We start from the raw sequence: 24,285 nt of genomic DNA on the forward strand, positions 1-24,285 counted from the left end.
TTAGATATTTGATTTTGATTATATATTCATTTTGTTTAATACCTGGCATTTACTAGATAAATTCTATTTGTCTTTGATTTAATAAGCAATATGCAGCCTACTTCTATTAATACTGTTTCATATATTGGTCACGTTCCCACTCAGACACCTGCATACGGTATACAATAGACATTTATTTCATATTTTTCTACATTATCCTTCCTTATATTATCAATAATTCCCCTTAATTTTTATCTTTCAATTTTCACACCATTATATATTATTGAGACATCTACTGAGACATCCGAAAAATATTCAGTAATTAGGTCTCAACTCTAGAAATTCTCTTGATTTAATACGAACATACGTTCTATAATTTAAATAAAGGAGATGATAAATATGAGAGTATACGATTTAATTGATGAAGAACAATTTGAAAAGATGAAAGATGATTATGATTTAAAAGAGCTGCAGATGAACTTAGGCGATGAGTTCAAGTATATGATTTTTCTGATCAGCAAAGAAGTCCAGGAGAGAAGCCCTTTAACTTTCTTAACAGAAATGAATGATATTCAACTTTTTGATGAATTGAATGGAGATGACAAATTTTACTTTTGTGTGGTGAATAACTTTGAAAGCCCACAATTTAAACGTTAACCACCCTATCGTTCCAGATCACCTAGTGGAAGAAACTAATTATAAAAATGTTCCTTCACAATATCTCGAAAGAAACATACCTAAAGGTCGTGGTATGATTAAATGGGCGCCATTCGCAACTATGCCACAACAGTATGCCGACATAAAACGTCAAATAGAAACGCAAGACTATTTTTATATGCCTGCATTAAGCGATGAACAAATAATTGAAATCAACGTTAAGTTACATCACTATTCGTGTATGCCTTCATCGTGTACTATAATCTATCACAATGATCATCAATTACATGAAATTGATTGTGTCATTGAAAAAATAGATGAATTCAATCAAGAAGTGCAAGTCAGAATATGTTATGATCACGAGAAAATGCAACTTAAGTTTAAATTTATTGTCGAAGTAAGATGATAAATACAAGGATATTATATTAATATGATTTAAAAAGCACCCTACTATAATCCGTAAGGTGCTTTTTAAGTATAAAAAAACACCTATATTTATAGGTGTCTGAACTTTTGGTGCTTTGAGCTGCAGGCAATATACAATATCTTTGTGCGACTCGCATTGTTATAGTCGCAATTAGTCAAAGTAGCAACTCATTGACGAGCTAACTGTTTTATTGGTCGTAGTCGACGTTGACCAGCTCATGTTCTTATCGGCGTATTATATATAACTGCGTGTACTATAATTCTACAACAATTTACTTGTATAATCAAACATTCGGGTAAATAACCGAATTTTAAAATATTCGGGTATTTACCCGAAATAATCAAAAGATTATAGATAACGAATAAATCTTTTTAATCTTTTTCGTAGTAATTTAAAATGTATAGTCTTAGATCTTCTTCATTCTTAAACTTTAGTTGCTTCAAAATCAACCTATTATTATTGAGTTGTTGTATGAATTTATTAATTTCATCTTTGTTTTGATCTATTATACAATTAATCATTTCTCCGATAACAATTTTATGACTAAACTTTTCTATACACTTACTTGGATAATCTTCTAATTTAGTCAATTTTTCATGAACCGTCACTTTTATTTCTGTTGTCCTATGTCCCGAATGATATACATCACATAAACCATGGAATGTTACTTCGTGTATATTAATTTGATAATTATCCTTATCTTTTTTCAAATCATTTTCTATATAATTTTTAATATCCTGGTTTAATCTATTATTTAGTGTTGCAGCAGAAATCCCACAATTTCCGAAATCTTGAATAAATAATTCAGTAGGATATCCTATGATTTGAGAAGTATCAACAAGATCAGTTTTAACTTTGTTGAATTCTCGATTAGCATTAATAGTAGGAATCATACGTTGAGAGAAAGTTAATATATCAACCTCTTTATATAAATTATGATTATTAATAATTTCACTAAACTCTTTTAGGAATCTCATATCTTCTTTTTTATGTTCTCTAAAATCCGACATAATTAACTCGTTCTTCATTAATCGAGTAGCATTTTCTCCGGATATCTTAGCCCCTAAGTATGCACCATATCCTGTCGCAAAAATATTTAAAATAGCTATAGGAATCGCAATTGCTTCTATAGTACTTCCGGGTTGAATTATACTCAATGCGAATACAATTATTAATGATGAAACAAATACCGCTATTACAACAAAAAGTACAATCATATATTTATTTTTCAATTCAAATCACCTCAATAGGATTATACTTTTTTCTTCAAATAAAAAGAAGCACCTAATCATTGATCAGGTGCTTTATTATATATATTTCATTAGATGTTATCTTTTTTAGTTTTAATATCTTTTTTTTGTAGTTTTTAAGATACTAATTCTCTTTCTAACAGTACATCAACACTAGCATTAAGATGCTTAGCCATTTTCAACAATGAATCTTTTTCTTCTTGCATTTCATCTTCTAAAATAAAAATAATGTTTATATCGTTTAATATAGAAAAGGAGATATACGATTTAGCAGTAAATAGTGCTTGATTTGATTTATTTATTATTTTATATGCTATATGTTCATCATTATTATTAATATAAAAGTCAAAAGTAGCATTATCCTTATCTATAAAACCTTTAATTGTCTTAGATTTCTTAATATTAGGATTTTCATACTTATTGATAATATAATTAGATATATATCTTTTCCTGTCTTTATCATTTAAGCGACTTTCTTTCGGCAAGCCAATGTGTAGTATATATTTTTTTGTATCATCGACAAAAGATTCAACCTCTTTTAAAGATTCAAAATTTGTATTTACAGTTTTACTAAATTTGAAATTATTAGCATATACTTTTTTATATTCCTCTAGTGACACATTGCTATTAACAAATTGATCTTCTAATCCATCTAAAAAATACTCCGTAAATTCTTTATCTAACTCATCATCAAAAGTGTATAGCTTTTCTTTTTGACTAATAAATTTAACTGTCTTTTTATAATAATCATTACTTGTGATTTCGAAAAAGACGCCCACAACAATATTAGAAAGTAGAAACACATCTGGATAGTAATTTATACTCGAATATTTTACTTGATACATCTTAATCACCTCACAATTATTTTAATTAATTCATCTATTAAGTCATCATAGACTTCTTTTTGCTTTTCTAAAAAATTTACTAATAAATCTATATCATCACTAGTCAAATTTTTCAACAATTCATTGGGTATTCTACTTATTAATTCAGTAAAATCAATAGTATCAATTTTTACTTTGATAACATCTGCACATTTTTTAACTTCTTCTACGGTAAAACTTTTGTTTTCAATCAAAAATTGATGATAACCATGATCATATACTCTGCCAACGGTTTCTGATGGGTTAGGAATACTTTGTCGTAAAATATCTCTCCATAAACATCTGCCAGGTAAAATATGAGTGTAGTCTATAGGAAATAATTTAGGTATCCCATTTTTAGGCGGCATTACAATTAATATATTCCCTTTATTTCTATCAGTATTACTTATAAAAATGTCGAAAATAAAAACATTTAATATTTCACTATTAGGTATTTTATCGACCATTTTTGGAGAAGTAATCTGCATTACTTTAATTTCGTGCTCAGTAAATGTAAATAAATCATTATGATTACATTCAAATGGTGCATTTGATTTATCTGTGATTGCATCATCAACAAAACCATACCCAAAAGCAGGATATCTTAGGCCTAATTCTTTAGCTAAATTGTAACCTAATAATTCATTGAATAGAGCTATATAGCCATCATCATTCCTTATACTTTTGGCAACAACATGTTTTTGATTAACCACTGCATAAACTGGAGTTGTAACACCTAGTTCTACATAACCATTTATTTCAGAAAAAGTGTTCATTATTGTTATTACCTTTCAGCAAACATTATTAATAATAATAGGGAATAATAATGAATTAGTCAAATAACTAAAACTTATCATTAAAAATATAAGTTACATTTAACTAGAGATTTTCCTTATCATTCTTAAAAGGTCTAGGAGGTTAATGCTCATTGCTAGTTACATCCTAACAAATTAATTTCCATCATAATGGAGGTACATATTTTATAATATAAAAAAGCCCCACACTCTAATTTGAGTGCAGGGCATGAAATGTTATCTATTTAATTGTATGCTTATGAACCCAACCGTTATTGCTAGGCGAGTAAGTTCTGCACCATATGTTACCTTGTGCGTCTTGAATTTCTTCGAAGATATAGACAGTCTCTCCTTTTTTAAGCGTTCCAATTTCTTTACCGAAACTAAAGTTACTGAAATCACTACCTGAGCGTTGTCTTAGTGATGCGTTATATTGAATCGTTCCTTTATAGTGTGGTGTCTTTGACCATGGTTTGATACGTTTACACCCTTTAGCTTTAGCAGGTTGCTTAGCAGGTGCTTTTTGTACAGTTGGTTTGTTAGCAGGCGCGTTACCACCATTCGCATAATATTGAATACGCTCAACGAAATACTTCTTAACACTCGCTACTGAACGACCATGTAACTCCCATGATCTATGTGGGCATGCAGTAGGCGATAACTCTTTGTGCAACCAAACTGTTTTCTCATTGATAGGCATATTGTATGACTTCATCACTTCTGCAACTAGCTTGAATGTTTCTTCTTCGTTACGTAGGAATTGTGCATCACTCGCACTCATAGATTGACATACTTCAAAACCGATTAAATTAGCGTTCCCCCACTGATTTCCTGTATGCCATGCGATTCTATCTGTATACTGTGCTAGCAAGATACTACCTTCTGATACATAATAGTGTGCGAATCCATTTTCTAACGGGTGGTTCGCTAAAAATGATTTATAGCCTACTCCTGTAAGTGGCCCAGCATCATTATGAATCACTACGCCCACTGGTCTCATCGGTCCCGGATTTACATTTACTATACTTTTTACTACGTTTGTCATCTTATTTCCCCTCCATATTGTCGTTGTTTTTTTCGATGTCTAATACCTTTTTAAATTTCTGTGCTTGTTGCGCATTGCGAGTAATATTGTTATTTCTCCAATAAGTCCACGCAATAGATCCAATTAAAAATAAGTCACTTAATGTTTGGTAGATAAATGTTTCGTCACTTTTAATTAATGGCTTTCCATAATGTGCTAAAGCTGAATTGATTAGTGCAATTAATAGTACGACTAAACGTGTCAAAGCTAACTGTAATTCTTTATTCATTTATAAATTCCTCCAATTAAAATAGACGTACCATTTTGGCACGTCCTTTATTTAAAAAAAATTTGCGCAAAAACAAAGGCACTTCCGCCGATTGTAGCGAAAGCACCTATTATTGCGACTATGATCTTGTCGTTCGCATTCTTACGTTTACTGATAAATTCTTCATGTGAATCTACTTTACCTTTTAACTTATCAACTTCACCTTTAAATCCACTCATCGTATCATTTAACGTTACCATCTGACCCTCAATGTTAGTAAGTGACTTTACAAGTGGTTTCTGTGATTCGCTAAATAGCGTTATCGCTTTGTCGAGCAAGTGATAGTTATTTGTGTGTTTGTCATCAACTTCGTCAATATACTGATATATCTTACGTTTATCACGCTCATGCAGTATCTGCAAATCCTTTAAAGACTCGACTCTATCGTTTTGCAAAATAGCTAACACCACCTATAAATCCAATTACACCTAAACCTGCTGAAAGTATCAAGAAGCCTGTAGGTGTTAACCAGTTAATCGAATTGTTTATTCCAGCAACCGCTAAAAAGAAATAAAAGATTGATAGTCCGATACCACCTATCATTACTAGAAGATCATAAATCTTTCTTGTCAGTCGATGCGGGATATAGAAACAGCTCGCTATCAGACATATGCTGAAGAACATAATGACTGCTCCCCAGGTCCATAAAGGGAAAACTTGGTGGAGCGCTTCATATAACGGACTATCATTCACTGCAGAATCAGATTCTAATATCCAGAACGATGCTCTAGCTAATGAATATAGTCCGAACGTAAAGGTTGATGCACATGTCAATTTTTCAGGTGTTGATAGTGGTCGTGAAATCTTTGAATCATCAGGTGTAACATCTTCAATTCTGTTCATTTAATCAACTCCTTTTTAAATTTATTTATAATAAAAACCCCTTAATAAAAATTAAGGGATTGTGTTTAATGCAGTTTTTCATTTCATTATTTTCCAATTAAATTATTTCTTATGGCCCAATCGTACCATCCTGCGTGTGTCAAACAATGCTGTGCCAACCCTTTTTCTACAATGTAATCAATAAGTGCTATAAATTTATCTTTCGACCAGCTGATATAAGGATTTGCAGTTTCATCTTGAACAGTATCATCTATAGGGATTTGATGGAACTGTAAGAATGTAGTACCACCACTTTCAATAGCATAGTCAATCCATTTTTTTGCTTGTTCAAGAGTAACATTTTTAGTAAAGTTCCTACTCGCTATTTCAAACTCATTATCAATCTGGATAGGATTATTCTGACGACACTTAGCAGCACGGGCCGACTTAAAACCCTTAGCTTTCATCAATGCTATAACATTCTTATCATACTCTCCATTCGGATAACATACATGTAATGCACCTTCAGCTGCAAGTCCATTATCTAACATCCAGTCTCTATTCTTTTCTAGGGTGGCAACATATGAAGTTGGCGTGTGATTTCCTCCGAAATAATAGTTATGTTGCCATGTATGATTTGAATGCACCCACCCATTCTTCTCCATCTCTTTTAACTGGTCTTTAGTACAGAAGTGAGGAGAAATTGGATTTGATGGATTATCAACATATTGACCTATCAAATAGAACGTTCCTACAACATCAGCACTTTTCATCTTAGGATATGCATTCTCATACACCGTTTTCCAGCCATCATCAAAAGTTAATACAAGTTTCGGTACACCTATACCGTTATATTGTATGCTATCGAATACAACTGTCGTCTTTTCATTGCTCTTTGGAGTAACAGCTACTTTAATTCGTTTGACTGGTGCTTTCCAATTAAAATTGTTTGTATTTATCATTTCAGAAGGAATTAGCGATACATAGTTCCAGCCATCTTTCAGTAATCCACCACCAACAGAAGCACTGCCTGATGCATCACCCATAACGGTCAATCTTGTATAGTTCCCCCATACAGTATCTTCATTACCTAGATAGACTGTTAGATTTTTAATCAATTTAGAATCTTCAACATACACCTTCAACATTAAAGCGCTTGATTTATCTGAAATAATCATATTGGTAGTTTTCTCTATTCCAGAAGAAACTCCCGCACTATTTACGACAGTAATTCGTTTACTAAGTTGTCCTGTGATATTTACGCGCCTATCATTTTTTATAGCGACATTCGATGTATTTTCGCTAATTTTCCAAGCTTCACTAAAATCTGTAAGCAAATGATAATCTCCTATCTCGTTCATATTAAGTCTCTCCTCTAAGGCACTTAGTTTCTTTCTAAGATTTGCCAAATAATCTTTAAATGACAAGAGCACAGCAGAACCTTCGAACCATGAATGATTATAATTATTAAGATAATACCTTATATCTTCAATAGAAGGCAAGACGAAACCTTTGAATATTTTTGAAACATTTATAGATAATGGTCTGAAGATTTGCAGAGTATTATTCTTTGCTATCGTAGGAGAGGCATAAACAGCTACAAAAAATATCGCAATCTCTTGATTGTTAAACGATTGAGGTATCTCAATGAATCCATCAATGTCATACCAAGTATTCATGGTTGGTTTGCCTATAATTTTTTCTACATTGTTTAGATAAACAGTATTTCCATTAGCCACAGCATACACCTTAAAAAATTCAGCCTGATCATTAGTCACACGCATTCTAGACTTTATATAAATCTTATCGCCTGTTTCTGCTGTAAATCTATATCCTACTTGAGTACTTACCCCTACTGTTCCATAAGTACCCTTACCTGTAACTGATAATGTATTAGCAGAAACATTGAGTGTCGAATCGTTAGCAAAAGCTGAAAAACCTGTCGTTCCATTAGAAAAAGCACCATTAACTATATAGTTTTGTCCATTAAAAGTAAGCTCATCAGGTATTACCGTTGATTGAAATTGTAAGCCTTTAATCCATGATTTATCATAGTAATACCAGTAACCATCTGACTTCACAATATAAATACCAGAATCTCCTTTTGGGTATGCCTTCCGTAAATCTTCTAAAGTATTGAAGACTGCTTTAGGAGTATTATTTAACAGGATTGCTTTTAATTCCTCTGAAAGGAGGTTAATATCGATTTTCCCTCTCGATACATCTATGTCATTCACACTGACTTTACCTTTCTCGATATAACCATCGAGCACTTTATTGAGTATATTTAGACTGTTCCAAAGCTCATTCAGATCAGTTTTATTTACAGTAGAACCTAATGTATCCATGATAGTATTGAATCTATTCATAACTTGTTGTGTAACAACACCTAGAGCCAATTCTGTAGGAACGCTTTTTATAATTTCTAAAAGTTTATTATCATGCGTTTCTGTTACATATATGTGAAAATTATCATCTGCAGGAAACTTTACTCCTGAATAGGTAGTAACTTCTAATTTGTGTGTGTAAGGCAAAAGGTCATTTGCAATTTTAAAACTTAGTACACCATTAACCACTTTTTCTTCACTGATCTGTCTAATCTCGTTTGAATTAGTATCATAGATAGATACTGTACAGTCTTCATTTAAGTTTGAAAGTAATGCGCCCTTTGAATCACATAAAAGAACCTCTATAGGACTTGTATTGTCTGATTGCTTTATAGTAACATAGTTGTGAAAACTATCCTTGGTCTTTATAGAATTAATATCCATCTTATTCCTCCGCTTCTTTCGAGATTACTACTGGAATAATCTCCTTTAGTTTTGTTGCTTCATTAAGTTCTTTTAAAGTTAAAAGAGTCGCATCGGCTTTCACTGATACAATTCCGTCTTTTACTTCTAATTTTTCTGATTGTCTTGCTTTGACTTCATCGACAATGATTGCTCTGTCGTAGTCATCATCTACTACGAGATTCAGTCCTGCTCTAACTATCTTTTCTTCTCCATCAATCACCTTAGTTAATACTGCCCAGGCCTCCATATCATCCCTCCTAATAATCTGTTGTTCCAACATATAAGGTCTTTACATTAATACTCGATGCACTGTTCGATTTAATTCTGAAATAGAAGTTAAGCACTCTTTTTGTCGGTCTTCCTAAATCAATTAATAACTCATTCAACCTCTGATTGCCTTTACCTATAGAATCTACAATAACTGAATTGTAGTAAGTCGTTGTTACACCGTCATAGCTAAAGACCTCTATTACTCCACTTCCAGCATCACTCATATAAGATGAGAAACTTACTTTGAGATACCTTTGGAAATGTATAACGGTATATCCATCAAACTGAAGTGGTGTATTACTCGTTGTAGTGAAGAAACCATCGCTAATCTGAACACCGTAATCTATTTGTGGCGGACTTACTCTGAATACTGACATCCCAACGTTCAACGTACTATTCTTGATTGGTTGAAATCCGTTAATATCACTCAATGTCACACCTGAAGTCACACCGGTGATTAACTGTTGTTGCGATTGAATGTTTGTTTGTAATGTTGAAGTTGATTGATTAAATCCCTTTGTTACGTTTTGCAGATCATTAGATACTGTACCAATTTTAGAATTGAGGGCTGTTGTTGATTCTGCTAACTTTCTTTCAACTTCTTTTGTGCGCTCTCTGGCAATCTGCTTCTGAACATCTTCCATTGTCCAAGGCTTATCTCCTATTGTTACAGATTTGTTATGCGGTTGAATTAAATCAATACTCTCCCCGATTATTTTCATCTTGTCGTTAATATTCAAAGGTGATACTTCTACAAGATGTGTATTATATATTTCCAAAGAATCAGGACGTAATCCAATCAACTCTAAATCAATTGCATCTAATGAGATAGATACGTTTGCCACTTTCTTATTCTGCTCTTTTATCCATTTGTTAGCTGCTGCTTTTAAAGTTTCTGGTGTATACATATCGTTAAAATCAACTGCACCTGTTTGAACTCCATATATACTAATCAATTCAGGAATATCTATATATGGATTACCTTTATTAACATTAGCAATTGTTAACTTAATCTCTTGCCCGTTTGCAGTTTCACTTGATACTCCTAAAGGCTTTAATCTTGTAATAATGTCGGTAGGATCTATCTTGTATTGGATGTTCTGTAGATTTTCTCCGAGTGCAATTTTAGTACTCTTTTCTTTAGAGTAATCTTTATACCAATGTATGATATTTGCAGATTCAGTGATTTCAATGATTATTACACCACCGTATTTATTTACTAAATCTTCCTCGATGGTCGTCAAAGTATCTTTGTCATCATACCTATAAAAGTATTTCTCTTCTTCTCGATATGTTTCATCTGCTGGTATCACAGGCTTAGGTACATCTACAGTCCCTACAGTAAAGCGTTTATATGTTTCAGTCCCAACTTCACTATTATGATGGTTGATAACTAACTTAAGTAAGTCTATTGGTGCTTTATCAAACTCAAATGACTGCTTTTGTAAGCTATCCTTAAGAAATGCTTTTGCACCTTCAAATGTCAGCTGATGTTTGAATTCGCCACTTGATTCCATAGAATGATCAGGAGTTATTACGCGACCTCTAAACTCATATCTATTCTTCTTCGTATTATAGATTTCAAGCATTGTCTTGAAAGATTTAATGTTAAAGTCTGATTGTTGCAAAAAACTATGAAACAACGAGATATTCGATGAATCTATGGAATTTACCTGTCTTTCTAAAGATGCTGATGATACTTCTGATATACCGTTTGATAAATCTAATATTGTATGTTTCTTAGTTGCATCATCAACGTTATATAACTTTAACCGGTACATCATATCACCTCGCTATTATCAATTACATTTCTAGCAAATGGATGACCTTCAAATACTATTTTGAAGTTGATACCATACGATAATATTTCAGGTTCAATATCAACGCATTTAACATAGTATTCTAAGTTTTCGTATACATCACATCGTAATTGACTCATAGGCTTACCATATAGCCACTTTTTAATATCCGTAATAATAACTGACCTATCTTGATAATCGTTGCAAAATACTATCATTTCGAACGATATTTGTCTGTCTTCATAAGATGGTTTTCCATATAAAAAAGAGAAATCATAAGAACCGCTCATATAAGGAACGGTTTCTTTGATTTCTTTCATCTTAGGAGTTGGAAAGCTATAGCTACTCATTAACATATCTCTAGAATGTGAATGTTCACCGTATATACTGAATCCAGCTTGTAATCTATTAGACATTCGCTAACCCCCTATTTCTATACTTAAGATTTTGTGCCATTTCTTTTTCGACATCAGGTGCAACTTCTTTTGCGAATACCTTTTTATCAATTTTTAGTACTGTCTCTCTTTGCGCCATAATACGCTGCAATTCTTTCTGTTCTTCTAGTAGTTGAATCATTCGCATAGTAAGTGCATCATCTTTAGTGAATCCAAGCTTATCGCCAGTATCTTTCCATATCTTCTGCTGTTGAACACGTTGTGATGGATCATGACTGATAATCGATTCTGCAAAGCCACCCTCAGCAATCCATGCTATTTGAGGGATATTTACAATACCACCCTTCGCATATCCTGGTATCTTAAGCTTTCTTCCAGCGTAAATCATATCTGATTTTAAACCATTCAATTTTTTGATAGCAGATACAGATGTATGATATTTTGCTGCAATTCCACCTAATGTGTCGCCCCATTTAATATTATGAGTTCTTGCTTTTTTAGGTTTTGCTTTAGGTGTTACCTTAGCTTTAACTTTTGAGGCTACAGTCTTCTTAACAGGTGCTTTAGGTTTTGCTTTAGGCTTGGTTTTAGGTTTAGCAGTCAAATAGCTAGTTGCTCGACTTTGTAAAGATGTCTGTTGTTTCTTGATTGATGCTACTTCTTTGTCTTTAGCTTTAATTTCATTGTCGTAACCAAATCGTGAATGTTCATTTGAAAGATTGTTAACATAGCTTAATACTTGTTTCTGTAACTTATTAATTTCAAGAACATTCTTCTTACCTCCACCGACTAAAGTTTCTACACGAGGTATAGCAGATTCGATACCACCTGCAAGTATTTCTCTTAAGATTGTTGGATCTAATCCCATCTTTCTTAATTTAGAAACGTTAGCAGCAAACTTCTTCATTCTGTTAAGTCGATATTTCATAAATGCTATAAAGTCTCTTGATGTATTACCTTTTGCAGCTTCAAAGCCTGCATATCCACGATAAGAATCTCTTATGCTATCTCTAAACGACATTTTCGATTCTGTTAATGCTTTGCGCTCTTCATTTTTCTTATTAAGTTCGTTTTGTAGTCGTTGTTTCTGTTTGACTAAGCTATTAAGGAAATTAGTTTTCAATACTTCGCTTTGTTTCAACTTCTTCAAACTATTGATTTGTGCTTGATATGCAGCGATATCCGCACGTGCATTGTTTGCTACTTTGTTGTTAGTGGCACGCTTAATTTTATTTTCAAGCGAAGATATTTTTCGTTGATGCGCTTTGATATCTTTCTTATATTTAGCAATGAGTTTTTTGTTTGAAGTCTTTTTAATCTTGCTATTAAGTGTAGCGATATTATTCTTACGGTTTTGTATCTCTCTGCTTGCACCTTTAATTTCAGCAGACTTAGAAGATTTTACAATCTTATTATTTAGAGTTGCTATCTTACCTTCATTTGATGCAATAACTGAATTTATCTTCTTGTTAATCGCATTAAGATTAGCTTGCATCTTCTCGACAGGTAACTTACCAATATTCTTCATGTTGGCCATGATTAAATTACCGATAGCAATATCTTCTTTACCAGTAACTTTACCGCTCGTTTTACCTCGTTTAGCGATGGCACTACCCGTATTGTACATTCTTTGCGCTTTACTTAATGCCTGTACTGTTGCTTTATGCGTCTTTGTTTGTTGTGATACATTCTTTTTTAACCCTGTAATAGCACCTGTTAATTTAATAATCTGACCAGGATAGATTAAATGATTTTTAATACCATTTAATAATTGCAGCGCTTTTACTGTAGTACCATTTTTACGACTAATATCCCATAGCGTATCTCCCCATTTCACTTTATGAGTAGATGGTTTTTTAGTACCTTTGGCATAACGCTTAGGCTTACCATTAACCATTCTGTCAGCTAAAGCTATGAGTTGATTTGCTCGTTTTTTACGCTTAGGAACAGTAGGAATTACAACCTCTTTACCTTCTTCACCACCACGATAAATGGAATCTTTAGGAATGATACCGCCATTCGCATAGCCACCACGCCATGTACCAGATGCCATACCCGGAATGTTCGTAATGGTCCCGTAACGAGATTTAATCCATTTGATTGAAGCAGTAATGTTATTAATAGGATTCATCATACCTTCAGTTGTTCCCATCAAACCTCTGTATGTTTGAGGAGTTACCTGCATTAATCCACGCGCTTCATTTCCACCTGTATTAACATCGACATAACCATGTTGAACAGCTGCAGGATTAAAACCGGATTCGTATTTAGCAATAGTTTTAAGATACGGAGCCCAGGATGATGGTACACCTGTTCTTTTAATAGCACTTGAAATCCAGTTTGATATATTGCCAGGTGCTGAAACTCCTTTAAGTATTCCAGCACCGCCGCCGCCTTTACCTTTCAAGAATTGTACAGGATCTAGTGTGTTAGCATTAGTAAGCTCTGCAGATGCAGGGCTTTCTACTTGATAGTGTAAATGTGCGCCTGTAGTCCAAGCTCCACTATTACCAGACTTTGCGATTGCATCACCTTGTTTTACAGGTCCTGTTTTCAATACTTTACTTAAATGTAGGAAGTATTGAGCGATTTTACCTGATAACAAACGTGCTACAATACCGCCACCATAGTTACTTTGTTGTTCAACTGTTCCACTAGTTGGCGCATGAATAGTAGTCCCTGATGGTATACCTAAGTCGATACCATAGTGTCGTCCTCCATTGAAAGAAGCAGGATATCCGGGTACTGCAGCATTAGGACTATATGGGGTAGTCATCGGCCATCCAAGAATTTCAGTACCGTCTGCATTACCACCTGTTGCTTCATCTATCCAACCTGTAACTAACTTTACAGTTTGGTCTTTTAGCTTCTTATAAGCACTTAACATCATGTCGCCAGGTAATCCAGCAATACCACTAAAGTCTACTCCGAATTTTTTCATCGCAAGATCTACTAATTTACTAGGATTTTCAATGTAATCCATAATGTCTCCAGCGATTTCTGCACCAGCTCTAGTTACTTTCTCAACTTCTGCACCTTTTTCAGCAGTATAATCAAGTGCCTTCCTAGTATTCTTTGCACCAAATAGTTTAGTCGAACTCGTAACTGCATTACTAGTCGCTTTAACAAGCATTCCCATACCAGGAGTACCTCTTGAATACCTAGCAGGTTCTAATAACTCTTCAGTTTGCTTATTGTTATAAACATGTGTTCCTTTAGGCATCCAGAACGTTGTTTCTTTCTCGAATAATGCTGTGCGTCCGTTTGGGAATTGAACAATTTCTCTTGTGCCTTTTCCGTTACCTGGACCTTTATCTCCTACAGTTGCCCATCCATCTTCAGGATGACCTCCAGTACCACTAGAGTACTTACTAGCATCGATTTTAGATAACGGTTTACCCATTCCTAATTTATCAGCTACCCAGTTTACGCCATCGATCATGGAATTTAGTCCACCAACGACTTTATCCTTTAGACCGGACGCCATCTTTTTACCTGTTTCAATGACGGAATCTTTCATACCGATTACGCCATCTTTAATCGATTTAATCCAACCTTTTATACCATTCCAAGTGTTTTTAAATGCACCAACGACACCGTCTTTTAATCCAACCGCTGCATCAACCGTTGTTTTCTTTATTGCCACCCAAGAATTATAAAGTCCTGATTTTAAATTCTTTATGATATTCATTGAACCTGTCCACAGATTCTTGAAAGCACCAATGACGTTTTTCGATACTTTTGTTGAAGTATCCCATATAAATTTACCGAAATTCTTAAATAAATTGAGGATACCTTGCCACATGGATTTAAAGCTGCCTGCAAATAATTTAGCAAAGGCTAAGCCACCTTTAAGCAGTTTCCCATAGAATAATAATTGGACACCGTTCCAAATTAACTTTATTGCTCCGGAGAAGATATTTTTAATACCCTCCCACATCTTTCTAAAGTCTCCTGTAAATAAACCACTGAAAACTTGAATCAAGCCTTTAATGACTTGAAGACCGCCTTTTATTACACCCTGGATATTCTGCCATATTGAAACTATGATACTTTTAACAAGTGGGAAGACAAACTTAACGACAGCAAGTATTCCATTAAAGATATTCTTAACTGCTTGAAGTAGCTGTTGGCCATCAGGACCTGTAAAGAACTTTTTAATTGATCCTAAGTTATTCATAACAAAGGAACTTACTGCCCGTCCTGCAATTGACAATTGTTGTTTTAACGTATTGAACCAATTTATGATGTTATTTGCTTCTCCGTTACTAAACCCTAACTTTTTAAGTATATTAACTTGTTTTCCACCAGTTAGTTCCTTAATCAATTTACCGATAGTACTAAACCCTTTAGCCATATCTTCAATGATTTTGATACCGCCTTTCAAACCTTTATTAGCGATATCTAGCGCAGGTCCACCATAAGAAGCAAGAAAGTCTTTCCAGGTGTTCTTCAATTGAGCTAAGTTCTTTTCATAGCTATCCGCTTCTTTTACACCCTGACCAAGTACACCAGCTGAAGTATGTTGTCTTATTGATTCTTGTACTTTTAGCTGTTCCTGTTGAGTAACACTTAACTGCTCCCATTTCTTACCGTATTTTTCTTGAGCTTTATCATTAAGCATTGTTTGAGACAAGTTAATCATAACTGTATCTGCAGAATCGTATTCGCCTTTAATAACAGCCATCATACGTCCAGTTGATTCTTCAATCGATTCATTAGCAAATGCTGAACCGTCAACAGTACGTTCTAACCACATTTTAGAAGTTTCATATGCATCTTGTTCATTTAATCCTTTCGATTTAAGAATCGCTTGATATTGAAGCATCGACTTCTTTAATTCGTTAGGATGCACATTATACTTCTGAGCCATCTCTCCAAGATACTTATCAGTTGTATTCTTCATTTTGCCCATTACTTGTTCGTACTGAGAGTTTAATGCTTCGATTTCAGCAGTAGATTCAACTATCTTCTTTGTAAATTCCGTTATGCTTACAGTAGCTAATGCACCTGCAATAACAGGTCCTAATCCTTTAAATGCACCTTTCAAGCCACCAACCGAACCAGTTGCGCCATCAATGTCCTTAGAAATGTTTTTAGTAGAATTAGATAGATTAACATCATCTCCAACGTTCCTAAGTTTTCTATCGAGTTGTTCAGCACGTTCTTCAACCTTACCGAATGCTACATTAGCGCTCATAGACATCGATTCAAAATCAACATCTTTAATATCCTTATTTATCTGATCAAGTGTGTTATCTGCAACCTTACCAGTTGATTGTAATTCTTTTTTAGCTTTATTTAGCTCACTATTGAGCTTATTAAAATCAACCTTATCATCAGTTTTCTCAAGTGATTTACTTGTCTTCTCAACATCTTTTTGTAGTGCTAGTAAATGTTTGCCTGCTTCTTTTGCATCATCAGGTAGTCCTTCAAGAAACTTAACATCATTCAGCTTATTCATATTGCGCTCTACACTGTTAACATTACGAATAACAGTTTTGAATGTATCGCGTGAATTTGCATCTAAAGACTTCCAATCAACACTCTTAATTTCCTTTTGAAGTGATTGCATCGTCTCTTTATTGATATTACCTGTATCTTTAAATTCCTTTTGAGCCTTTTGTAATTCAGACTGCAACTTCTTAGTGTCGAAATCTTTACCAGTTTCAGATAAACGCTTGTCAAATGACTTAAGGGAATCATCTATAGTAGCAAATGCTTTATCCATACGCTTTGTTGATTTTTCGGCCACCTTTGGCAAATTATCAAAGTTCTGTTCAAGTACCTTGAACTTATTCAGCATCCCATCTACAGACATCGTAAATTTAGTGCCTATTTCTTGTATGTTAGCCATATTATCCTCCTTTCCTTATATATTCATTTAAATAATTAATTAAGTTTGTAATGCTTTTAATTGTTCAAGCTGCTCAAAGTTCCACTCTAATTCTTTAGGCATTTCTAGCGCTTTATTTTCTTTCATAGGATCAATACCTTCGATAAATTGATTCTGTCTTTTAACATCATCCTTATCTTGCGCAGGATTCGCATTAATACGTGATAAGTGATTCATATATAATTCCCATTTCTTCGCTTCTGCTTGTTGCTCTTCCTGTTCAATAATGATAATTAAATAAGCTAACGCTTCTTCAAGTGGCATATCAATGATTTCTGACCTTCCACCTAATTTATGCGCTAGCTTATATACGAGAGCATCTTCAAGCTCATAACCACTTAGTTCACTGGACTTAGAGTCGCTTGAGTAACTTTCTCGCCCCATTTGAGACTCTTCTGAAAACTTTTCGTAGACTTTTTTACACGTTCAACAACCTTAGCTAAGTCATTAACTTCTGCAATTGCATCTACAACATCAAAGAATGTATCCATCTCTTGAAGTTTTAATTGATCAGGATGCACATCGGATAGGATTGAAATCAGTTCTAAAGCACTTTCAGGAGCAACCTCTAATAATAATCCGATTGATCCAGCTGAATCCTTAACGAACTGAGCTGATAATGCACTTAATAAGTCCTTAGTATCCATACCTTCTTCTACCGTATCGAAGAGACCAACTAATGCACCGTTGATATTTTCATCAGCATTTAGCTCATTGATTAACGTTTTTAAAACTTTAGTAATAGCAAAGAACTGATATGGTCGCATCGCTTTGATTACTACTTCTTTTTTACTATCGTCTTTTAATACACCTTTTTCATTAACGTATTGAGTGATTAATACTTTTACTTCGTTTGTCATGTTTTATTCCTCTTTTCAATTAATTATTTAAATAAATATAGAAATAACCCTACTAGCATAAGTAGGGTTATATTGTTAGTCAGCTGTAGCTTGTCCAATTTGGAAGAAGTTGTTTGGTTGACTCATATCAAAGTTATCTTTAGGATAAGCTACGAACTCTAAATCAAATTTACCTTGTTCATTTTTAAATGCTCGTTCGAATCCTGATGTAGATGCAACTTTATAGATAACGATGTCCATAGATTTATCCTCAGCTGCTAATTGGCGTGGGTGGATTTCCATTTTTACTCCACGATCTCGGTTAGATGAACCTAGTGGACCATCTGTAATCCCGATTAATTTTGACCCTCCACTATCCTTAATTGCATGTGCACCGGCCATAGCCAATTGAATCAATTCTAGAGTTTCTTGAGATACAGTCATTTTAACTTTTACTTCCCAACCGACAACTCGATTATCGATGTCACTTTCACCAGTATCTTCAAATTGAATTTCTTTAAACTTAGGTTCAATAGTAAGAACCCCACCTTCTGTTTGTAAGAAGCTAGTACCATCTCCTGTTGCTTTACCATCAAAGTTGAGAGCTTTGCTGTCTGTACCTGTCAATTTAAAATTAGCCATACCGAACATGATACTTTTATCAAATGCATTCATATAATTTATTCCTCCTGTTTTTTTGCATAAAAAATAGACATCGTTTCAGATGTCTAAATATGCTTTAGTTTTCAATTCTTAAAGTTGTTCTAAAATTAATGCTATACTCCATCACATTATCCTCTACACCTATTCTAAGTGGCTCAGACAACGCTTCGATGAAGTAAACATGTATTACATTGTTTTGCTCGTTAACTAACCAACCGCTCTTTTTATGGAGCAATGCATAGACTTTAAAAGCTATGTCTCTGCACCTATCAAAATCGCTTGATCTAATATAGATTTGATAGTGCGGATATTTCATTTCATCATCATAGATACCAGGCTTTTCTCCACCGTCCGAATATACTGTACCTGTATTGTCGCCCAACGTACGGTAGTCGACTGACCAAGTAAGCCCAGCTATATTTTCTCTTAACAGATTCATGATTGACTCTTGTATCATCAGTCTAACCCTCCAATACTCGCGCGAGAATTCTTTCGCACATTATATTCCAATCGTCTTCAGTAACTTTAACTGCATTAGTAAGATACTTTCTTCCTGGCTTATATCCATTGACATTCGGTTTGTTACGCGTGTTCTCTCCACGTCCATTTTTATAGTATTCCGGATACTTAACACCTCTTTGATATTTAGGTCTAACACCTTTACTTTCTGGCTGCTCATGAACTCTTAGAGCGTATTTCATGTTAGTACCTATGGTAATCGAGAATGTTTTACCTTCAACTATTACTTTAGAAGTATTTATTGAGTCTTCTAAGTCTCCTGAATCACGTGGAGCAAGTGCTTTTGCGACTTCTTCTACTCTTAATCCAAACTTACTGAGTTCTTGAATAACGATCTTAGTAAAGCGTTCATCAAATTTTTTGAAGTAACTTTGCAGTTCTTTGTAACTATCATCAAATTCAAATTTGAAGTACTCATCGGCCATCAACAAACACCGTCCTAAATAGAACGCGTGAACCTGTAACGTTATTTGCTTCCTCGTAAGAGATAACTTTACCTGTACCATCGTTACCATCCATATCGATATAACTGATTTCTTCTCCTTCTTTAACAATCATTTGAGAAGGTACATCAATCTCGATGTTAGTATTTGTTTCAGTACCATTTGCTGTAATAATCAAGTTAGACTTACGTCTGACACGAGCTTTAGACTCTACTCTTTTCGTTAAAGGCCTTCCGTATTTATCAGTCGTAGGTGTACCATGTTCATTCAAAATCGCTTTATTGACTAAAACTCTTTGATTCATTGGAGGTCTCATTATATCAACCTCCCTGTTCTACCTAAGGATGTCTTTCTTTCCTCAGCTAGTATTCCATCTATTATCGCTAGTAGCGATGGAGATAGCTTTTCATGATTGAATACGACTTTAACATCTTTAACTGTATAGTCTTCAACGTTATGGCGCTTAAGCACTCCAAAGCCCTCTTCTTCCGCTTCTAACTTGTAATCAAGTTGCAGATAAACCATTCTCGGTGTTAACTCGATACTAGGAAAGTAATCCTTAATATCTTGAATGGCCGAAAACAAATACTTCGGTAAGTCTTCACTTGGTACTTCATTAATATAATCAGGTAATGGCATGATGTTCATGTATGCCACTGTGCCATCGATTAATGATTGATGTTGTTCCAATGTTTCCATAACATCACACCTTTACATTATTCTGCTGCTGCTTCTAATGCTTTCACGTAGTCAGGTTTTACTGCTCCATTTTTACCTGTAGCAACGACTTCAAGGCCTTTTTCTTCGACTAGTGCTTTAAGCTCTTCTACATCTAAATCTTTATAAGATTTTTCAGTTGTTTCAGTTGCATCTTCAATTGTCACTAAGTCTTTCACGTTCTCATACTCTTCTTGAGTAAGGTCTAAAGACTGTCTAAAATAAGCTTGTCCTTTGTGAATTACAGTACCTTTATCTACATATACTTTTGGCATCCTTAAGTCCTCCTATTATTTAATAAATAAGACTGCACTAATTAAAGTACAGTCATTAATACTGTTGAGTTGATTGCTTGTAATGCAGGAATAGCAACTTCTCCAACGATTGTTTTTTCGCTTGATGGGTCTTTTTCGATAACAGTCTGAACATATTTACCCGGAACATAGTTATTTTCAACTGAAGGACCAGTAAATGTTTTACCTAATTGAGCTGCACGAAGTACTACTTTTCCATCTTCTAAGTTTTGATACACTTTTACAGTACCGTCTAATTGCTCGATACCAGTGATATTATCATCGATCTGAATTGGCGGTAAGCCTAACTCTGTAAGTAATTCATATACACTGGCATCTCTAACGATTCGAGTATCTGTAGAGTTGCCATAGATTTGACCTTTTAGTTCAGGATTACGTTTAAATGCTGAGAACGTCTTCGAGTTCATAACAATGTAATCAGGTTTTTTGTTACCATTTGTTTTTTGATACTGCTCTACTGCACTTACTAAATCAGCAATCGGAGTACCTTCAGGTGTATTCCATTTGTTAGTGATTTTAATATCATTTTCTGATGGACGCTTTAACTTCACATCGATTTCAATTTTATCTACCGGATTTGAATATTTAAACTCTCCGCGGTAAGTTAAACCAGCTCTTAAAAACTCTTTAATATCATCAACACCATAAGATAAGTCTGCAATCTTTAAGAATACTTTCTCGATTACCGCTTGTCGTTCTTGTGGATCACGTGGTTTGTTGAATTGTAATAACTCAACCTCATCTAAGTAATAACCATGTTGAATCTTTGTTAATTCAATCATTGCTTTTTCGCCTTCGCCTTTCGAACGTAATGGCGCTCCGCTATTAAAACCTGTGATAGATGCAGCAGCACGAACAGTATCAGATACAACATTATAAATTGCATTAATGTCATAAGTAACTTCCTGTGGGAATGCTTCTGCTAATGGATAGTTGTTTGTATTTCTATTATCTGCTTCACGTACAAATGCTTGTAGCGTAGCATCGTCAAATTCTTTAATTTCTAACATCTATTAATTCCTCCTATTTTTTATTAGACATCGAAGTGGAAACGTCCGATAGTCGCTTTGATAAAGTTGTCTGTAACTCCTGTTGTACGCTCTTTAATAACTGATGCTTCACGTACTGCAGGTGCTAAAGCATCTTCTTTCGCAAATACTTTTACATCATTAGCAGTTAATACCGCACCTGACATTGCTTCTGGTGTCGATTCTTGAACTAATTCAAATTTGTTTGACTCTGCATTTCTAAAAACTGCAGTTCCGGCTTTTACAACTGTATCTGCTGAGAATTTAGAACCGTCTAATAATACGTTACCAACAGTGTATTCCACGTTTTTTGCATCACGTAAGAATTCTGGTGCTTTTTTGAAGCTGTCTACTTTTCTAGGGTTAAACATTTAACTTCCTCCTTATTCTTTTTTACCGAGTAATTTATCGGCCATCGATTTTCCAAGTTCACTTGGGTCTGGGTCTTTACCACCATTTCCTTGTTGTCCTCCAGGATTAAGGTTGTTAGGTGGTTTAATACCGTCTTGCTTATCACTATCATCGTTACCTGGTGGTGTCTCGTCACTATTAGTAGGTGTAAATAAATAACTATCTGTTTCTCTTAATGAACTGATAGCTTCATCTAATCCTTTAATAGTTCCGTCATCTTGAACTTCAAGAGATTCACGATCAATTAATTTAAGAACAGCTTTAGGATTATGTGCATCTTTAGCAGTTGCGACTTCAATTGCAGCATTTAGAATGATGTCTCGGCGCTCATCTTTTAATTTTTTATTCTCTTCGCTGTACTCATTCACTTTCTTTTGCAATTCAGGGTCAATCTTTGGATTGCTCTCTAAGTCTTTTAACTGTTTATCACGATTCTCTAAATCCTTTTCAAGCTCATCAATCTGAGTGTCTTTACGACCTACAGTTTTACCATGTTCTTTCATGATTTCATTAATCGTTTCTACTTCAAGTCCTAAGTCTTCTAAAAATTTTCGTCTCATACTATTTCTCCTTCTCGTTTTTATTCGCTGAACGACAGCGTTAGGATAGTACAATACGTTTGTACAAACGTTTCGACTTTTTGCGACTTTCGACAGGTCGAGTGGTATCCACCACCATCGAGATACTTAAGTGATCACTATTCCTTTCTGGACGTGAGTTTTAAAGCTATCCATAATAAAAAGACCTTTTAACGTCATGTCTAGGACGGGTTATTAATCATCGATAAATATACTCATCTTGGTCATCTCTAACATCCCAACTGCTTCGGTATCAGTTATATCTGAATGCATTAAACCAATGTTCTTTTCCTTATCTCTATAAATGATGATGACATCCTCGACATCATACTCATCAATCGCATTTTGTAATTCATCTGCTAAATTTTGAGGTGTAAACTTTTTATAACTATCCAGTTTTACTGTTTTCATCTTTAACAACACCTTTCATTTGTTGTCGTAATGCTTCAAACTTACTTGAGTTATTACGCTTGATATTTCGATATGCACCAATATTCTTTGGCGCTTTATCACCTAATATCGCTTTCATCTTTATGTAGTGCTTATCTTCTTGTCTTGCGATACGTTTCTTATCCTGGTCTTTCTTGTATGCGTCTTTTTGTTTCTGTGCTCTTGGATCAATATCAGGATTAAATGACTTCGCTTTGACAACAGCTTTATTGATTTCAGACTGACTTTTATATTCAATTACAAATGGTCTTATACGACACTCACAGTTCGGATGCAATGGAAATAGTTCATATACATTGACATGAGGAAATCGTTTATCTTCTCCATCAATACTGAAGACGTGGTTACGATATCTCGCACATATTCCACAAGTAGGCTCTCTTCCTGTTATCGTTACAAGATTGACACCCGCTTCTTCATATCTAGTTAGATGACCATGATTCGTTGCTGTCCTCATTTTCGTTCTGACCACTGTACGTGAGTAGAAGTCCAAAGGTAACTGCTTACCATCTACAGTCTTAAACGAAGTAAATCCATCTTGTAAGAATGTATCTGATACTCGCTTTATGATTGCTTCACGATTGTTGCCATCCAGCATTCCTTTGCTTATGTCACTTCTGACTGCTTCTAATGTCTGCAAGTAAGTATCATTAAAGTTTTCTTTAGCGGTTCTAATTGCTGCTTGCATGTCTAACATCGCGTCAGTAACGATATTGGATAGCGCTTCAACGTTTGCTTGTGTCTTAAAGTTTGCCTGCACTACACCATCAACAATTGCTCGACCATTCAACTGTATGCCTTGCTCTTGTAAATCTTCTGTAGCTTCATCAATCGCAATAAAAAAGGACTTCGCTAATTCAACAGATAACACCTCTTGAACGGTAAGTCCTAGCTCATCAAATATTTTATTGATTGTCAGTAATGTCTTTTGTACATCACTATCTTTTAAATGATCAGTATTATGCAGGAGTGATACAATGTGTTTCTTCAATTCATCAATCAGCAATGTTAGTTGTTCAGCGTTCAT

At 34.4% G+C, this 24,285-nt stretch carries 27 protein-coding genes; 2 read left to right on the forward strand and 25 right to left on the reverse strand.

Going from position 1 to position 24,285, the window contains the following annotated elements; genetic code table 11:
- Window positions 1-378 precede the first annotated feature (378 nt).
- Together QNJ52_RS00005 and QNJ52_RS00010 are read left to right on the forward strand one after the other, a co-directional pair.
- The gene (locus tag QNJ52_RS00005) at window positions 379-636 is read left to right on the forward strand and encodes a hypothetical protein (protein ID WP_283721570.1); all 258 of its coding nucleotides are present in this window, start codon (window positions 379-381) and stop codon (window positions 634-636) included.
- Window positions 611-1,042: a YolD-like family protein gene (locus QNJ52_RS00010; protein WP_283721571.1), complete on the forward strand. Its 432-nt coding sequence runs from the start codon at window positions 611-613 to the stop codon at window positions 1,040-1,042. Before QNJ52_RS00005 ends, QNJ52_RS00010 begins: the two co-directional genes overlap by 26 nt.
- A 392-nt stretch (window positions 1,043-1,434) precedes the next feature.
- Here QNJ52_RS00010 and QNJ52_RS00015 read toward each other — a convergent pair whose 3' ends face one another.
- From QNJ52_RS00015 to QNJ52_RS00135, 25 genes are all read right to left on the reverse strand, one after another.
- The gene (locus QNJ52_RS00015) at window positions 1,435-2,295 is read right to left on the reverse strand and encodes a hypothetical protein (RefSeq protein ID WP_283721572.1); all 861 of its coding nucleotides are present in this window, start codon (window positions 2,293-2,295) and stop codon (window positions 1,435-1,437) included.
- A 134-nt stretch (window positions 2,296-2,429) separates the two neighbouring features.
- The gene (locus QNJ52_RS00020) at window positions 2,430-3,158 is read right to left on the reverse strand and encodes a hypothetical protein (RefSeq protein ID WP_283721573.1); all 729 of its coding nucleotides are present in this window, start codon (window positions 3,156-3,158) and stop codon (window positions 2,430-2,432) included.
- 5 nt (window positions 3,159-3,163) lie between these two features.
- Window positions 3,164-3,952: a HipA family kinase gene (locus tag QNJ52_RS00025; RefSeq protein ID WP_283721574.1), complete on the reverse strand. Its 789-nt coding sequence runs from the start codon at window positions 3,950-3,952 to the stop codon at window positions 3,164-3,166.
- Between the two features lie 259 nt (window positions 3,953-4,211).
- Entirely contained in the window at window positions 4,212-5,015 is an 804-nt protein-coding gene (locus tag QNJ52_RS00030; protein ID WP_283721575.1) for an N-acetylmuramoyl-L-alanine amidase, read from the reverse strand.
- Between the two features lies 1 nt (window position 5,016).
- A complete protein-coding gene (locus tag QNJ52_RS00035) occupies window positions 5,017-5,283 on the reverse strand; it encodes a phage holin (protein WP_283721576.1) in 267 nt (88 codons plus the stop codon).
- A gap of 47 nt (window positions 5,284-5,330) precedes the next feature.
- Window positions 5,331-5,717, reverse strand: a complete 387-nt coding sequence (locus QNJ52_RS00040; RefSeq protein WP_101151198.1) for a hypothetical protein — start codon at window positions 5,715-5,717, stop codon at window positions 5,331-5,333.
- Complete coding sequence (locus tag QNJ52_RS00045) at window positions 5,704-6,165, reverse strand: hypothetical protein (RefSeq protein WP_101151199.1); 462 nt, start codon at window positions 6,163-6,165, stop codon at window positions 5,704-5,706. The genes QNJ52_RS00040 and QNJ52_RS00045 overlap by 14 nt, the downstream gene beginning before the upstream one ends.
- An 86-nt stretch (window positions 6,166-6,251) precedes the next feature.
- Window positions 6,252-8,915, reverse strand: coding sequence for a polysaccharide deacetylase family protein (locus QNJ52_RS00050; protein ID WP_283721577.1), 2,664 nt, complete (start codon window positions 8,913-8,915; stop codon window positions 6,252-6,254).
- 1 nt (window position 8,916) lies between these two features.
- A complete protein-coding gene (locus QNJ52_RS00055) occupies window positions 8,917-9,183 on the reverse strand; it encodes a hypothetical protein (protein WP_283721578.1) in 267 nt (88 codons plus the stop codon).
- Between the two features lie 10 nt (window positions 9,184-9,193).
- Window positions 9,194-10,990, reverse strand: coding sequence for a phage tail spike protein (locus tag QNJ52_RS00060; RefSeq protein WP_283721579.1), 1,797 nt, complete (start codon window positions 10,988-10,990; stop codon window positions 9,194-9,196).
- Window positions 10,987-11,421: a hypothetical protein gene (locus QNJ52_RS00065; RefSeq protein ID WP_101141845.1), complete on the reverse strand. Its 435-nt coding sequence runs from the start codon at window positions 11,419-11,421 to the stop codon at window positions 10,987-10,989. Before QNJ52_RS00065 ends, QNJ52_RS00060 begins: the two co-directional genes overlap by 4 nt.
- Window positions 11,414-17,257, reverse strand: coding sequence for a LysM peptidoglycan-binding domain-containing protein (locus tag QNJ52_RS00070; protein WP_283721580.1), 5,844 nt, complete (start codon window positions 17,255-17,257; stop codon window positions 11,414-11,416). Before QNJ52_RS00070 ends, QNJ52_RS00065 begins: the two co-directional genes overlap by 8 nt.
- Window positions 17,258-17,296: 39 nt before the next feature.
- Window positions 17,297-17,680 (reverse strand): hypothetical protein, encoded by a 384-nt coding sequence (locus QNJ52_RS00075; protein ID WP_101041661.1) that lies wholly within the window; start codon window positions 17,678-17,680, stop codon window positions 17,297-17,299.
- Window positions 17,635-18,156 carry a hypothetical protein gene (locus QNJ52_RS00080; RefSeq protein ID WP_086038794.1) on the reverse strand — a complete coding sequence of 174 codons (522 nt, stop codon included), beginning with the start codon at window positions 18,154-18,156 and terminating at the stop codon, window positions 17,635-17,637. The genes QNJ52_RS00075 and QNJ52_RS00080 overlap by 46 nt, the downstream gene beginning before the upstream one ends.
- Window positions 18,157-18,231: 75 nt before the next feature.
- Window positions 18,232-18,810, reverse strand: a complete 579-nt coding sequence (locus tag QNJ52_RS00085) for a hypothetical protein (RefSeq protein ID WP_283721581.1) — start codon at window positions 18,808-18,810, stop codon at window positions 18,232-18,234.
- Between the two features lie 64 nt (window positions 18,811-18,874).
- Window positions 18,875-19,255 carry a minor capsid protein gene (locus QNJ52_RS00090; RefSeq protein WP_101143305.1) on the reverse strand — a complete coding sequence of 127 codons (381 nt, stop codon included), beginning with the start codon at window positions 19,253-19,255 and terminating at the stop codon, window positions 18,875-18,877.
- 4 nt (window positions 19,256-19,259) lie between these two features.
- Window positions 19,260-19,742 (reverse strand): HK97 gp10 family phage protein, encoded by a 483-nt coding sequence (locus tag QNJ52_RS00095; RefSeq protein WP_283721582.1) that lies wholly within the window; start codon window positions 19,740-19,742, stop codon window positions 19,260-19,262.
- On the reverse strand, window positions 19,732-20,076 hold the full coding sequence (locus tag QNJ52_RS00100; protein ID WP_283721583.1) for a hypothetical protein: 345 nt from the start codon (window positions 20,074-20,076) through the stop codon (window positions 19,732-19,734). The genes QNJ52_RS00095 and QNJ52_RS00100 overlap by 11 nt, the downstream gene beginning before the upstream one ends.
- Window positions 20,076-20,459: a hypothetical protein gene (locus QNJ52_RS00105; protein WP_283721584.1), complete on the reverse strand. Its 384-nt coding sequence runs from the start codon at window positions 20,457-20,459 to the stop codon at window positions 20,076-20,078. Before QNJ52_RS00105 ends, QNJ52_RS00100 begins: the two co-directional genes overlap by 1 nt.
- Window positions 20,460-20,476: 17 nt before the next feature.
- The gene (locus tag QNJ52_RS00110; RefSeq protein WP_101041655.1) at window positions 20,477-20,752 is read right to left on the reverse strand and encodes a hypothetical protein; all 276 of its coding nucleotides are present in this window, start codon (window positions 20,750-20,752) and stop codon (window positions 20,477-20,479) included.
- A gap of 41 nt (window positions 20,753-20,793) precedes the next feature.
- Window positions 20,794-21,801: a major capsid protein gene (locus QNJ52_RS00115; RefSeq protein ID WP_283721585.1), complete on the reverse strand. Its 1,008-nt coding sequence runs from the start codon at window positions 21,799-21,801 to the stop codon at window positions 20,794-20,796.
- Window positions 21,802-21,824: 23 nt separating this feature from the next.
- A complete protein-coding gene (locus QNJ52_RS00120; RefSeq protein ID WP_283721586.1) occupies window positions 21,825-22,190 on the reverse strand; it encodes a hypothetical protein in 366 nt (121 codons plus the stop codon).
- Between the two features lie 12 nt (window positions 22,191-22,202).
- The gene (locus tag QNJ52_RS00125) at window positions 22,203-22,790 is read right to left on the reverse strand and encodes a phage scaffolding protein (protein WP_283721587.1); all 588 of its coding nucleotides are present in this window, start codon (window positions 22,788-22,790) and stop codon (window positions 22,203-22,205) included.
- A 213-nt stretch (window positions 22,791-23,003) separates the two neighbouring features.
- On the reverse strand, window positions 23,004-23,219 hold the full coding sequence (locus QNJ52_RS00130) for a hypothetical protein (RefSeq protein WP_283721588.1): 216 nt from the start codon (window positions 23,217-23,219) through the stop codon (window positions 23,004-23,006).
- The gene (locus QNJ52_RS00135; protein ID WP_283721589.1) at window positions 23,197-24,285 is read right to left on the reverse strand and encodes a phage minor capsid protein; all 1,089 of its coding nucleotides are present in this window, start codon (window positions 24,283-24,285) and stop codon (window positions 23,197-23,199) included. Before QNJ52_RS00135 ends, QNJ52_RS00130 begins: the two co-directional genes overlap by 23 nt.

The sequence above is a fragment of the Macrococcus sp. S115 genome (assembly GCF_030067655.1).
In the GTDB taxonomy this organism is placed as follows: Bacteria; Bacillota; Bacilli; order Staphylococcales; family Staphylococcaceae; genus Macrococcoides; species Macrococcoides psychrotolerans.

What these genes read in the sequence shown, in the direction of transcription:
- QNJ52_RS00005 (WP_283721570.1), top strand. Translation starts at nt 379, where the DNA reads ATGAGAGTATACGATTTAATTGATGAAGAACAATTTGAAAAGATGAAA.
- QNJ52_RS00020 (WP_283721573.1), bottom strand. Translation starts at nt 3,158, where the DNA reads ATGTATCAAGTAAAATATTCGAGTATAAATTACTATCCAGATGTGTTT.
- QNJ52_RS00025 (WP_283721574.1), bottom strand. Translation starts at nt 3,952, where the DNA reads ATGAACACTTTTTCTGAAATAAATGGTTATGTAGAACTAGGTGTTACA.
- QNJ52_RS00030 (WP_283721575.1), bottom strand. Translation starts at nt 5,015, where the DNA reads ATGACAAACGTAGTAAAAAGTATAGTAAATGTAAATCCGGGACCGATG.
- QNJ52_RS00035 (WP_283721576.1), bottom strand. Translation starts at nt 5,283, where the DNA reads ATGAATAAAGAATTACAGTTAGCTTTGACACGTTTAGTCGTACTATTA.
- QNJ52_RS00045 (WP_101151199.1), bottom strand. Translation starts at nt 6,165, where the DNA reads ATGAACAGAATTGAAGATGTTACACCTGATGATTCAAAGATTTCACGA.
- QNJ52_RS00050 (WP_283721577.1), bottom strand. Translation starts at nt 8,915, where the DNA reads ATGGATATTAATTCTATAAAGACCAAGGATAGTTTTCACAACTATGTT.
- QNJ52_RS00055 (WP_283721578.1), bottom strand. Translation starts at nt 9,183, where the DNA reads ATGGAGGCCTGGGCAGTATTAACTAAGGTGATTGATGGAGAAGAAAAG.
- QNJ52_RS00060 (WP_283721579.1), bottom strand. Translation starts at nt 10,990, where the DNA reads ATGATGTACCGGTTAAAGTTATATAACGTTGATGATGCAACTAAGAAA.
- QNJ52_RS00065 (WP_101141845.1), bottom strand. Translation starts at nt 11,421, where the DNA reads ATGTCTAATAGATTACAAGCTGGATTCAGTATATACGGTGAACATTCA.
- QNJ52_RS00070 (WP_283721580.1), bottom strand. Translation starts at nt 17,257, where the DNA reads ATGGCTAACATACAAGAAATAGGCACTAAATTTACGATGTCTGTAGAT.
- QNJ52_RS00075 (WP_101041661.1), bottom strand. Translation starts at nt 17,680, where the DNA reads ATGGGGCGAGAAAGTTACTCAAGCGACTCTAAGTCCAGTGAACTAAGT.
- QNJ52_RS00080 (WP_086038794.1), bottom strand. Translation starts at nt 18,156, where the DNA reads ATGACAAACGAAGTAAAAGTATTAATCACTCAATACGTTAATGAAAAA.
- QNJ52_RS00085 (WP_283721581.1), bottom strand. Translation starts at nt 18,810, where the DNA reads ATGAATGCATTTGATAAAAGTATCATGTTCGGTATGGCTAATTTTAAA.
- QNJ52_RS00090 (WP_101143305.1), bottom strand. Translation starts at nt 19,255, where the DNA reads ATGATACAAGAGTCAATCATGAATCTGTTAAGAGAAAATATAGCTGGG.
- QNJ52_RS00095 (WP_283721582.1), bottom strand. Translation starts at nt 19,742, where the DNA reads ATGGCCGATGAGTACTTCAAATTTGAATTTGATGATAGTTACAAAGAA.
- QNJ52_RS00100 (WP_283721583.1), bottom strand. Translation starts at nt 20,076, where the DNA reads ATGAGACCTCCAATGAATCAAAGAGTTTTAGTCAATAAAGCGATTTTG.
- QNJ52_RS00105 (WP_283721584.1), bottom strand. Translation starts at nt 20,459, where the DNA reads ATGGAAACATTGGAACAACATCAATCATTAATCGATGGCACAGTGGCA.
- QNJ52_RS00110 (WP_101041655.1), bottom strand. Translation starts at nt 20,752, where the DNA reads ATGCCAAAAGTATATGTAGATAAAGGTACTGTAATTCACAAAGGACAA.
- QNJ52_RS00115 (WP_283721585.1), bottom strand. Translation starts at nt 21,801, where the DNA reads ATGTTAGAAATTAAAGAATTTGACGATGCTACGCTACAAGCATTTGTA.
- QNJ52_RS00120 (WP_283721586.1), bottom strand. Translation starts at nt 22,190, where the DNA reads ATGTTTAACCCTAGAAAAGTAGACAGCTTCAAAAAAGCACCAGAATTC.
- QNJ52_RS00125 (WP_283721587.1), bottom strand. Translation starts at nt 22,790, where the DNA reads ATGAGACGAAAATTTTTAGAAGACTTAGGACTTGAAGTAGAAACGATT.
- QNJ52_RS00130 (WP_283721588.1), bottom strand. Translation starts at nt 23,219, where the DNA reads ATGAAAACAGTAAAACTGGATAGTTATAAAAAGTTTACACCTCAAAAT.
- QNJ52_RS00135 (WP_283721589.1), bottom strand. Translation starts at nt 24,285, where the DNA reads ATGAACGCTGAACAACTAACATTGCTGATTGATGAATTGAAGAAACAC.